We start from the raw sequence: 11,907 nt of genomic DNA, 5'->3' as shown, positions 1-11,907 counted from the left end.
CTGGGCTTGACCATACGTCACCGAGGGGCGGCAGGACGTGAGCGAGGGGTACGAGGGCCACGGCGGTACGGTCGGCGGACGGCCCACCGGGCCGCACAGGGCGTTCGGCCCGACGACGGCGTTCACGTCGGCGACGGGCAGGCCCCGTCCTGACGACGCGCAGATTCCGTTCCCGGGACACACATTCCGGGTATCGGGGCTGCGGGACGAACTGCACGCACGGCGCGCAGCCCCGGACGGATGGATTCGACACGCGTGACGGAGCACCCCACCTCGCACGAGCGCCGCCAGAGCGGCGCCGGCCGGCCCTCCACCCCCGCGGACCCCCGCGGGGCGCTCCTCCATACCCCGGAGCCGCTGCGCGCGCCCGGCGCATTACCCGCGCAACCCGCCCGCACCGGCGACGCCCCCACCGGTTCCGCGCCGAGCACGCCCTGCGGTCAGCACGGATCGTCCGCCACGCAGGCGTCGGCGAGCACCGACACGCCGTCGCCCTCGGGCACCGGCGCGTCCACGCCGCCGCCCGCCTCCCCCGGGCCCGAGCACTCCCAGCCCTCGGCCAGCGAGCCCGACGCGCACCGCCCGCGCCCGGCTCCCGAGGGCATCCCGGCCCAGCCGGGCATGGATGGGGACCGGCCGTCCGGGAACTCCACGGGCACGGACCGGCGTACCGGGCAGGGGCTGCCGCACGCGGGCCCGATGCCGATGCGGCGTGACGGGGACCGGCTGCGCTTCGTGGGCGCAGCGACCCGCCGGATCGCCCGCGGCATCGACCTGGACGAGATCGTCATGGGTCTGTGCCGGGCCACCGTGCCGACCTTCTCGGACGCGATCCTCGTCTATCTGCGCGACCCGTTGCCGGTCGGCGACGAGCGGCCCACCGGGCCCCTCGTGCTGCGGCTGCGGCGCACCGACCGAATCCCCGAGGAGCGGGACACCGAGAACGGCTTCATGCCCGCGCTGCGGCCCGAGCCGAACGAGCTTTCGGCGATGACGGCCGAGCTGTGCGAGGTGCGCCCCGGCGGCGCCCTCGCCGAGGTGCTGCGCGGCGTGCGCCCGGTCTTCGCGGACGCGCCCGCCGCCCGGGCCGCGCTGCCCGAGCTGCTCGGCGACGAGCTGATCGTGCCCACCGGCCAGCGCGCGATCCTCGCCCCGCTGCGCGGGCGGCGCCGGGTGATCGGCGCGGCGCTGTTCGTGCGCCGCCCCGAGCGGATGGCGTTCGAGACCGACGATCTGCTGGTCGCGGCCCAGCTCGCCACGCACAGCGCGCTCGGCATCGACAAAGCGGTGCTGTACGGCCGCGAGGCGTACATCGCCGACGAGCTGCAGCGCACCATGCTGCCCGAGACGCTGCCGCGCCCCACCGGGGTGCGGCTGGCCTCGCGCTATCTGCCGGCCGCGGAGACCGCGCGGGTGGGCGGCGACTGGTACGACGCGATCCCGCTGCCGGGCAGCCGCGTCGCCCTCGTCGTCGGTGACGTCATGGGCCACTCGATGACCTCGGCCGCGATCATGGGCCAGCTGCGCACCACCGCGCAGACCCTCGCCGGGCTCGACCTGCCCCCGCAGGAGGTGCTGCACCACCTGGACGAGCAGGCCCAGCGCCTGGGCACCGACCGCATGGCGACCTGTCTGTACGCCGTCTACGACCCGGTCGCGCACCGGATCACCATCGCCAACGCGGGCCATCCGCCGCCGGTGCTGCTGCACCTGGGCGGCCGGGCCGAGGTGCTGCGGGTGCCGCCGGGCGCCCCCATCGGCGTAGGAGGAGTGGATTTCGAGGCGGTCGAGCTGGACGCGCCCGCCGGGGCGACGCTCCTGCTGTACACGGACGGCCTGGTCGAGTCGCGCCTGAGGGACGTGTGGACCGGCATAGAGCAGCTGCGCGAGAAGCTCGCCGCCACCGCGCAGCTCACCGGCCCGGACCATCCGCCGCCGCTGGAAGCGCTCTGCGACGAGGTGCTGGACATGCTCGGTCCGGGCGACCGGGACGACGACATCGCGCTGCTCGCCGCCCGCTTCGACGGGATCGCGCCGAGCGATGTGGCGTACTGGCACCTGGAGCCGGAGGACGCGGCCCCCGGGCGGGCCCGGCGCCTGGCCCGCCGGGCGCTGTCCCGCTGGGGCATGGAGGACATGAGCGACTCCGTGGAGCTGCTGGTCAGCGAGGTCGTCACCAACGCCGTGCGCTATGCGTCACGCCCGGTCACCCTCCGTCTGCTGCGTACGGACGTGCTGCGCTGCGAGGTCGGCGACGACGTGCCGCAGCTGCCCAGGCTGCGGCAGGCGCGCGCCACCGACGAGGGCGGGCGTGGCCTGTATCTGGTCAACAAACTGGCCAGACGGTGGGGCGCCACGCGTCTGAGCACCGGAAAGGTGGTCTGGTTCGAGTTGAACCGGGGCTGAATGGACCGGGGGCGCAGGGGTACGCGATCCACCTCGCCCCACGGCGGCCCGGTTGCCGACATCCTGTCGGCAGAGTTGACTGCTGAGGTGAGCGAAGCGATCTGACGACTCTCTTCTTGACGGGAGGACGCTCATGACGCAGGCACCCCAGAAGGCTCCGTACACCACGAACAACGCCGGCATTCCGGTGGAGAGCGACGAACACTCGCTGACCGTCGGTCCCGACGGCCCGATCCTGCTCCAGGACCACTACCTCATCGAGAAGATGGCCCAGTTCAACCGGGAGCGGGTTCCCGAGCGGGTGGTCCACGCCAAGGGCAGTGGCGCATACGGGTTCTTCGAAGTAACGAATGATGTCAGTCAGTTCACCAAGGCCGACCTTTTCCAGCCGGGCAAACGCACCGAGATGCTGGCCCGTTTCTCCACCGTGGCCGGCGAGCAGGGTTCGCCCGACACCTGGCGCGACCCGCGTGGTTTCGCGCTCAAGTTCTACACCGAGCAGGGCAACTACGACCTGGTGGGCAACAACACCCCGATCTTCTTCGTGCGCGACACGATCAAGTTCCAGGACTTCATCCGCTCGCAGAAGCGCCGCCCCGACAACGGGCTGCGGGACAACGACATGCAGTGGGACTTCTGGACGCTCTCGCCCGAGTCGGCGCACCAGGTGACCTATCTGATGGGCGACCGGGGCGTCCCGAAGACCTACCGCAACATGAACGGCTACGGCTCCCACACCTACATGTGGATCAACGGCGCCGGTGAGCGGTTCTGGGTGAAGTACCACTTCAAGACCGACCAGGGCATCGACTTCCTCACCCAGGCGGAGGCCGACGAGCTGGCCGGTACAGACCCGGATCTGCACCGCATGGACCTCTACAAGGCGATCGAGTCCGGGAACGCGCCGACCTGGAGCCTGAAGGTCCAGATCATGCCGTTCGAGGACGCGGCGGACTACCGCTTCAACCCCTTCGACCTGACCAAGGTCTGGCCGCACGGCGACTACCCGCTGATCGACGTCGGCCGGATGACCCTCGACAAAAACCCCGAGGACTACTTCATCCACATCGAGCAGGCCGCCTTCGAGCCCTCGAACCTGGTCCCGGGCGTCGGTCCCTCACCGGACAAGATGCTGCTCGGCCGGCTGTTCTCCTACCCGGACACACACCGGTACCGGATCGGCCCGAACTACGCCCAGCTGCCACCGAACCGTCCGCACGCCCCGGCGAACTCGTACGCCAAGGACGGCCCGATGCGCTACGAGCCGTCGCTCGCGGCCCGCCCGTACGCGCCCAACTCCTACGGCGGCCCCGCGGCCGACTACGGGCAGTTCGGCGACCCGGCGAGCTGGGAGGCCACGGGCGAGCTGGTGCGCGAGGCGTACAAGCTGCACAGCGAGGACGACGACTGGGGCCAGCCGGGCACGATGGTCCGCCAGGTCCTCGACGACGCGGCCCGCGACCGCCTGGTCTCGAACGTCACCGGCCACCTGAAGGCCGACGTCTCCCGTCCGGTCCTGGACCGCGCCCTGCAGTACTGGCGCAACATCGACAAGGAACTGGGCGACCGGATCGCCCACAACGTCAACGGAGGCTGAACACTCCAGAAGGCACGACAAGGGCGCGAAGACCGGCCGCACCGGTCTTCGCGCCCTTGTCGGTCACTGCTGGTTGTTCGGGTTGAACGGGTCCTCTGGTGTGATCACGTCGGTCGGGGTCCCCGTCGGAGTGGTCGGGGGTGTCGTCACCGGGGTGGTCGGAGGCTCGGACGTCGGGGTCGGCGGGGCGCTGGTGGTGGGCGGCTCGCTCGTCGGCGGCTCGGTGGTCGGGGTCTGCGAGGGCGTGTCGCTCGGCGTCTCGCTGATCGTCGGCGTGGTGCTGGGCTCCATCGCCGCGCCCTGGGTGGTGTCCAGGTCGAACGTGGTGACGCTGCCCATCGCGTTGAAGGTGTACGCCGCCCATATCTGGGCCGGGAAGCCGCCGCCGTTGACGCGGCCGCCGCCCGCGGCGCCCTTCAGGGAGACCTGCGTACCCTGCTTGACCACCTTGCCACCGGTGTCCTTGCGGTCCTTGGGGACCTCTCCGAACAGACCGACCGAGGTGACCAGGTTCGGCGTGTACCCGGAGAACCATGCCGACTTGTTGTTGTCGGACGTACCCGTCTTGCCCGCGACCTGCTGGCCGTTGCGGTCGACCGCCTGGGCCACCGAGCCCTGGGCCGTGCCGTCGTTGACCACGCCGGTGAGCACCGAGGTGACCGTGTCGGCCGCCTGGGAGCTGATGACCGCGTCGCCGATCGGGTTCGGGAAGTCGACCGAACTGTCCTTGTGCTCGGCCGAGGCGACGACGGCCGGGGTGACCTTGCGACCGTGGTTGTCGAGGGTCGCGTAGATGCCCGCCATCTCCAGCGGGCTCGCGCCCATGGTGCCGAGGGTCTGCGCGGGCACCGCCTGCATGCCCTTGGTGTCCATGCCGAGCTTGCCGGCGACCTTGAGGACCTCGTCCATTCCGACGTCGACGCCCATCTGCGCGAAGACGGAGTTGATGGACTTGTTCATCGCGGTCTGGACGGTGACGTCGCCGTAGTTCTGGTCGTCCTCGTTGGGCGGCGCGAAGCCGATGGCGCTGCCCTTGACGGAGCGACCGCTGGTGCCGTCGTAGACCGTGTCCGCCGTGATGTCCTGGCCGTCCTGCGTCTTGGCCTGCTCGTCCAGGGCCGCCGCGAAGATCAGCGGCTTGAAGGTGGAGGCGGGCTGGTAGTCGCGGCGGGTCGCGTTGTTCACGTAGTGCTTGAAGTAGTCCTCGCCGCCGTACATCGCCACGACCTTGCCGGTCTTGGGGTCGACGGACGCGGCACCGGCCTCGACATCACCGTCGACCCTGCGCTTCTTGGCGTCCAGCTTGCCGGTGAGCTTCGTCTTGACGGCGACTTCCAGCTGCGTCTGCTTCTTCTTGTCGATGTTGAGCGTGATCGTCCAGCCGCCCGCGTCGACCAGCGCCTTGGCGTCCTCGTAGTTGGCGGCGGCGCCCTTGGCCACCAGCCGGTTGGCCAGCGCGCTGTTGGCCGCGTCCACCAGATAGCCGGTCTGGCCCTCCATGCCGGGCACGCCCTTGGGGTCCTGCGGGGTCGGGAACTTCAGGGTCGCGCGCTTGGCGGCGGGCAGCCAGCCCTCCTCGACCATGTTGTTGAGGGTGTAGTTCCAGCGAGCCGTCACCAGCCGCTTGCCGGTGGGCGTGGCGACACCCCAGTCGTACTGGCTCGGGGCCTGGAGCAGCGAGGCGAGGTACGCGCCCTCCTCGACCGAGAGCTCGCTCGCGTCCTTGCCGTAGTACGCCTGGGCCGCCGCCTGGATGCCGTAGGAGTTGCGGCCGTAGTAGCTGGTGTTGATGTAGCCCGCGAGGATGTCGTCCTTGGTCTGCTGACGGTCCACCTTCAGCGCGATGACCAGTTCCTTCAGCTTGCGCGTGATGGTCTGGTCCTGGGTGAGGTAGTAGTTCTTGACGTACTGCTGGGTGATCGTCGAACCACCCTGCTTGCCCTTGCCGGACAGGGTGTTGATCAGACCGCGGGCCGTGCCCTTGAGGTCGACGCCGGCGTCCTTGTAGAAGGACTTGTTCTCCGCGGCGACGAAGGTCTTCTGGACGTCCTTGGGCACCTTGTCCAGGCCGACGATCTCACGGTTGACCTTGCCCGTGCGGGCGAGCGTGCTGCCGTCGCTGTACTTGTAGATGTTGCTCTGACGCTGTGCGTCCGCGTTGCCCTTGGGTATGGAGACGACCATGTAGAGCACGATGAAGGCACCCATGCCGAGCAGACAGAAGCCCAGGAAGGTGCCGAGGATCGTCTTCCAGTTCACGAACCGGCGTATGCCGGTGCGGCGGGGCTTTCCTCCGGACGAGGGCATGGCCGCCGCGCGGCGGCCACCGTGCTGCCGCGCTCGTCTCTCTTCCGCTCGTCCCATGGCTGCGTTCGCTCCGCTCGCTCTCGTGTCGCGCTCTCTTGTACGCGTGTCCTGCCGCGTTCACTCACGCGCTCGGGTGTCGCGTTCGTGTTCGCGCGTCACACAGGTTCGCCGCTGAGGTCAGCTCAGCAAACTAACACCACGCGCTATGACAAAGGGCTGCCGATCCGGTCTTTTGCGGACGTGACAATCAGCACGTACTACTCAGGACTTCGCATCCGCCCCATCTCAACCGACGACCTGGAGGGGTGGAAGGTTGCGCTGCCGGGTAAAGTGATATCACTTAGATAGGCCTGCATGGCCTTGGACGGGTGGGAGTCATACGGGCTTCCGCCGTACGAAAACGGGGGGCACCAATGCCGGAACACGACTCCACTCCCAGCGACCCCACCTCTCTCGGGGATGTGCCGCGGATGCCCGACCCGCGGGTACGGGAGTTCGCCGCGCACAGCATCGGCGGCGGGCTCGCGCTGCTGTTCGGCCTGGTCGGGCTGCTGCTCGGCGTCGGCCTGATCGCGGCCGCCACGACGGTCGACGCCGGCGGGGCCAAGGCCGCGCTGATCGTTCCCGGCATCCTGATCGGCCTCGCCGCGTTCATCGCGATGTGCGGGCTGAACACCGTGGCACCCGGTGAGGCGCGGGTCGTCCAGCTCTTCGGGCGGTACCGGGGGACGATCCGCCAGGACGGGCTGCGCTGGGTGAACCCCGTCACCTCCCGCACGAAGATCTCGACCCGGGTACGCAACCACGAGACCGCCGTCCTCAAGGTCAACGACGCCTACGGCAATCCGATAGAGCTCGCCGCGGTCGTGGTCTGGAGGGTCGAGGACACCGCGCAGGCCACCTTCGAGGTCGACGACTTCCTGGAGTTCGTCGCCACGCAGACCGAGGCGGCCGTACGGCACATCGCGATCGAGTACCCCTACGACGCCCACGACGCGGACGGTCTCTCGCTGCGCGGCAACGCCGAGGAGATCACCGAGAAGCTCGCCGTCGAACTGCACGCGCGTGTGGAGGCGGCCGGGGTCTCGATCATCGAGTCGCGCTTCACGCATCTCGCGTACGCTCCCGAGATCGCCTCCGCGATGCTTCAGCGCCAGCAGGCCGGGGCGGTGGTCGCGGCGCGGCGCGAGATCGTGGACGGGGCGGTCGGGATGGTCGAGGCCGCGCTCGCCCGGATCACCGAGCGGGACATTGTGGAGCTGGACCCCGAGCGGAAGGCGGCGATGGTGTCGAACCTGTTGGTGGTGTTGTGCGGTGACCGGGCTCCGCAGCCCGTCCTGAACACGGGGTCCCTCTACCAGTGACGGATCCCTCCGGGGGGTCGGTCCCCGAGCGTCGGCCACAGCCACAGCCACAGCGGCAGCCGCAACAGCGCAAGCAGGTTCTGCTGCGGCTGGATCCGCTTGTCCATGAAGCGCTGACTCGATGGGCGGCGGATGAGCTGCGCTCGGCGAACGCGCAGGTCGAGTATCTGTTGCGGCGGGCGCTCGCGGAGGCGGGGCGGTTGCCGGGTGGGGCGGGGCCGATTCCCCGGCGGGGGCGACCGGCCGCTTCCGCGACGGACGCGGCGGAGGAGTAGGCACCCCCGGGTTCCTCTCCCCCGCCCCCCGCCGCGTCCGCCTGTCTGCTGCCTACGAGTGAGTGGGGGCTGATCGCGCAGTTCCCCGCGCCCCTGAAAGCCGGAGGTCGCACTTCGACTGCGGGCCGGTGGGGCCCGGTCGCGCAGTTCCCCGCGCCCCTAAGAGCCCCGGGCCGCATCTTCAGCCCGTCCGGCGTTTGAGGACGAGGCCGTTCAGGCCGATCGGGGGTTTGGGGGCGGAGCCCCCAGGGATGGGACGGGTAGGGGCGGCGGGGGCGAGGGAACCGTGGTGACGGAACCGTGACAATCGGGGGTGACCTGCACGGACGCTGGGTTCACCATGATCTATTCGCGGTGTGTATACGTGCGGTGTATACGCCGTATGTAGAGTGCTCGGCATGTCCATCGGTCACACCCTCCTAGGACTCCTGGAGTCCGGGCCCCGTCACGGTTACGACCTGAAGCGGGCCTTCGACGAGAAGTTCGGTCACGACCGGCCGCTGCACTACGGCCAGGTCTACTCGACGATGTCGCGGCTGCTCAAGCACGGACTCGTCGAGGTCGACGGGATAGAGGCGGGCGGCGGCCCGGAGCGCAAGCGCTACGCGATCACCGACGCCGGGATCACCGACGTACAGCAGTGGCTCGCGACGCCGGAGAAGCCCGAGCCGTATCTGCAGTCGACCCTCTACACGAAGATCGTCCTCGCCCTGCTCACGCACCGGGACGCCTCCGAGATCCTCGACACCCAGCGGTCCGAGCACCTGCGGATGATGCGCATCCTGACGGACCGCAAGCGCAAGGGCGACCTCGCCGACCAGCTGATCTGCGACCACGCCCTCTTCCACCTGGAGGCCGACCTGCGGTGGCTGGAGCTCACCGCCGCGCGCCTCGAAAAACTCGCCGAGGCGGTAACCCGATGACCCCCGCAGGCTCCCTGCTCACGGCCCACGACCTGCGCAAGGCGTACGGCCCCACCAACGCCCTCGACGGCGCCGAGTTCTCCATCCACCCGGGCGAGGTCGTCGCCGTGATGGGCCCCTCCGGCTCCGGCAAGTCGACCCTCCTGCACTGCCTGGCCGGGATCGTGACACCGGACTCCGGGTCCATCGTCTACAACGGCCAGGAGATGGCGACCATGAACGACGCCCAGCGCAGCGCGCTGCGGCGCAGCGAGTTCGGGTTCGTGTTCCAGTTCGGGCAGCTCGTGCCCGAACTGACCTGCGTCGAGAACGTCGCCCTCCCGCTGCGGCTCAACGGCACCGGGCGCAAGGAGGCCGAGCGAACCGCCCTGTCCTGGATGGAACGGCTGGAGGTCCACGACCTCAAGGGCAAGCGGCCGGGCGAGATATCCGGCGGCCAGGGACAGCGGGTCGCCGTGGCCCGGGCACTGGTCACCAGCCCGCGCGTACTCTTCGCGGACGAGCCCACCGGAGCACTCGACTCCTTCAACGGCGAACGCGTGATGGATCTGCTCACCGAGGCGGCCCGCTCGACCAACGCCGCCGTCGTCCTCGTCACGCACGAGGCACGGGTGGCCGCCTACTCGGACCGCGAGATCGTCGTACGCGACGGCAAGTCCCGCGACATGGAGCGGATCGTATGAGCGTCGCTCCCAGCGTCCGGCAGTGGTCCAGAGACCTGGCCATGGGCGCCAAGTTCGCCTTCACCGGCGGACGCGAGGGCTGGATGCGTGCGGTCCTCACGGCCGTCGGGGTCGGGCTCGGCGTCGCGCTGCTGCTGCTCACCACGGCGCTGCCGAGTGCGCTCCAGGCCCGCAGCGACCGCGAGAAGGCCCGTACGGACATCACGTTCACCGACGTGGGCATACCCAAGGCGTCCGATCGGACCCTTCTCGTCGCGGCCGTCGACGACACCTACCGCGACAAGGACATCCGCGGACGCGAGGTGCAACCCGAGGGGGCCCGGGCGCCGCTGCCGCCGGGGGTGAAGAAGATCCCGGCGCCGGGCGAGATGGTGGTCTCCCCCGCGCTGGCGGACCTGCTGAAGTCCGGCAGCGGGAAACTGCTGCGCGAGCGGCTGCCCTACCGCACCATCGGCACCATCGGGGAGCCCGGTCTCGTCGGCGCGAACGAACTCAGCTTCTACGCGGGCGCAGACAACCTCGCCCCGAGGATCGACGGCTCCAGAGTGACCCGTATCGACCACTTCGGGGAGCCCCTCGGACCGCCCGACAAACTGGACCCGGTACTCCTCCTCCTGATCATCGTCGTCTTCGTGGTGCTGCTGCTGCCGGTCGGTGTCTTCATCGCCGCGGCCGTGCGCTTCGGCGGCGAGCGGCGCGACCGGCGGCTCGCGGCACTGCGCCTGGTCGGCTCCGACAGCCGGATGACCCGGCGGATCGCCGCGGGCGAGGCCCTCTCGGGCGCCGTCCTCGGGCTCGCCTTCGGCACGGTCTTCTTCCTGCTGACCCGTCAACTGGCGGGATCCGTCGAGATCTTCGGCAAGAGCGTGTTCCCGAGCTATCTGAACCCCACGCCCGCACTGGCCGCCCTGGTCGCCGTCGCGGTGCCCGCGGCCGCGGTCCTCGTCACCCTGCTCGCACTGCGCGGGGTCGTCATCGAGCCGCTCGGAGTGGTCCGTGCGGCCAAGCCCGCGCGGCGCCGGCTGTGGTGGCGACTGCTGCTGCCGATCGGCGGACTCGCGATGCTCTACCCGATGATCGGCAAGGGCAACACCAGCGGAAACTTCAACCAGTACCTGGTGATCGGCGGTGTCCTGCTGCTCCTGATCGGCGTCACGGCGCTGCTGCCCTGGATCGTCGAAACGGTCGTCGCCCGGCTCGGATTCGGCTCGGTGTCCTGGCAACTCGCCATCCGCAGACTCCAGTTGAGCAGCGGAACGGCGGCCCGCATGGTCAACGGCATCGCGGTCGCGGTGGCCGGCGCCATCGCCCTGCAAATGCTGTTCGCCGGGGTCGAGGGCGACTACACCAAGGACACGTCGAACGACCTCCAGCGGGCGCAGATGCAGATCCGCCTCCCGTACGACGTCCCGCTCGACCAGGCCCGCGAGCAGTTCGCGCGGACCAAAGGCGTACGACAGGTCACCGCGATCGGCTCCGGTTCGCTGGGCGACCGGAAGCGGGACCCCAACACGTCCACGACCGCGACCGTCGGCAACTGCGCGTCGCTGCGCGAGGTGGCCACGCTGCCGACGTGCCGCGACGGCGACGTCTTCCTCGTCAAGGGCGCCGACAGCGACCTGGACGCGGCGAAGCTCGGCAAGCCCGGCCGAACCCTCTACATCGACCCCTCCTACGCCCAGAGCTTCAGGGGCAGGCAGGCCGCCTGGACCGTGCCAAAGGACATCAAGGCAGCCCGGATCCGCACGGATGCGACGAACGGTCTGACCGGCGGCATCCTGTTCACCCCGAGCGCACTGCCGGCCGGGGCCGCACAGGCGATCGAGGGCAACGCCTACCTGCAGATCGACCAGTCGACACGGGACGTCTACGACCTCGTTCGCAACACCACGGCCAAGCTCAGCCCGCTGGCCCACGCCTGGACCTGGGCGTCGACCGAGCAGGACAATCGCTACACCTCCATCCGCACCGGCCTGTCCGTCGGCGCGGCCTGCGTCCTGTTCCTGATCGGCGCGAGCCTGCTGGTCTCCCAGCTGGAACAGCTGCGCGAGCGAAAGAAACTGCTCTCCGTCCTGGTCGCCTTCGGCACTCGACGCCGCACGCTGAGCCTGTCGGTGCTCTGGCAGACCGCGATCCCGATCGCGCTGGGTCTGTTGCTCGCTTCCGTGGTCGGCGTGACCCTGGGCGTGGTCCTGCAGAAGATGACGAGCGTCTCGGTGCGCGTGGACTGGCCGAGCCTGCTGTCGATGACCGGCATCGGCGCGGGAGTCGTCCTGCTGGTGACCGCACTCAGCCTGCCACCGCTGCTGCGCATGATGCGACCGGACGGACTGCGCACCGAGTGACGGGGCC

The 11,907-nt window shown here is 69.8% G+C and carries 8 protein-coding genes; 7 read left to right on the top strand and 1 reads right to left on the bottom strand.

The features are described 5' to 3' along the window. The first annotated feature begins 240 nt into the window (after window positions 1–240). Together ACFZDJ_RS15330 and ACFZDJ_RS15325 are read left to right on the top strand one after the other, a co-directional pair. Window positions 241–2,406: a SpoIIE family protein phosphatase gene (locus ACFZDJ_RS15330; protein ID WP_384912481.1), complete on the top strand. Its 2,166-nt coding sequence runs from the start codon at window positions 241–243 to the stop codon at window positions 2,404–2,406. A gap of 133 nt (window positions 2,407–2,539) precedes the next feature. Next, window positions 2,540–4,003: a catalase gene (locus ACFZDJ_RS15325; RefSeq protein WP_391059417.1), complete on the top strand. Its 1,464-nt coding sequence runs from the start codon at window positions 2,540–2,542 to the stop codon at window positions 4,001–4,003. 63 nt (window positions 4,004–4,066) lie between these two features. Here ACFZDJ_RS15325 and ACFZDJ_RS15320 read toward each other — a convergent pair whose 3' ends face one another. Beyond that, window positions 4,067–6,367, bottom strand: a complete 2,301-nt coding sequence (locus ACFZDJ_RS15320; RefSeq protein WP_391059415.1) for a transglycosylase domain-containing protein — start codon at window positions 6,365–6,367, stop codon at window positions 4,067–4,069. Between the two features lie 356 nt (window positions 6,368–6,723). Between ACFZDJ_RS15320 and ACFZDJ_RS15315 the strand changes: the two genes are divergently transcribed. From ACFZDJ_RS15315 to ACFZDJ_RS15295, 5 genes are all read left to right on the top strand, one after another. After that, window positions 6,724–7,674: an SPFH domain-containing protein gene (locus ACFZDJ_RS15315; RefSeq protein WP_391059413.1), complete on the top strand. Its 951-nt coding sequence runs from the start codon at window positions 6,724–6,726 to the stop codon at window positions 7,672–7,674. Then, window positions 7,671–7,949 carry a hypothetical protein gene (locus tag ACFZDJ_RS15310; RefSeq protein ID WP_384912470.1) on the top strand — a complete coding sequence of 93 codons (279 nt, stop codon included), beginning with the start codon at window positions 7,671–7,673 and terminating at the stop codon, window positions 7,947–7,949. The genes ACFZDJ_RS15315 and ACFZDJ_RS15310 overlap by 4 nt, the downstream gene beginning before the upstream one ends. 398 nt (window positions 7,950–8,347) lie before the next feature. Continuing rightward, on the top strand, window positions 8,348–8,872 hold the full coding sequence (locus ACFZDJ_RS15305; RefSeq protein ID WP_095852791.1) for a PadR family transcriptional regulator: 525 nt from the start codon (window positions 8,348–8,350) through the stop codon (window positions 8,870–8,872). Then, on the top strand, window positions 8,869–9,555 hold the full coding sequence (locus ACFZDJ_RS15300; RefSeq protein ID WP_384912466.1) for an ABC transporter ATP-binding protein: 687 nt from the start codon (window positions 8,869–8,871) through the stop codon (window positions 9,553–9,555). Before ACFZDJ_RS15305 ends, ACFZDJ_RS15300 begins: the two co-directional genes overlap by 4 nt. After that, window positions 9,552–11,900: an FtsX-like permease family protein gene (locus tag ACFZDJ_RS15295; RefSeq protein WP_391059409.1), complete on the top strand. Its 2,349-nt coding sequence runs from the start codon at window positions 9,552–9,554 to the stop codon at window positions 11,898–11,900. The genes ACFZDJ_RS15300 and ACFZDJ_RS15295 overlap by 4 nt, the downstream gene beginning before the upstream one ends. Window positions 11,901–11,907: the final 7 nt, after the last annotated feature.

It is taken from the genome of Streptomyces sp. NPDC007896, from assembly GCF_042959425.1.
Lineage (GTDB): Bacteria > Actinomycetota > Actinomycetes > Streptomycetales > Streptomycetaceae > Streptomyces.
Note: the sequence above shows the minus strand (reverse complement) of the source record. Positions and strands in the feature narration are given on the sequence as shown.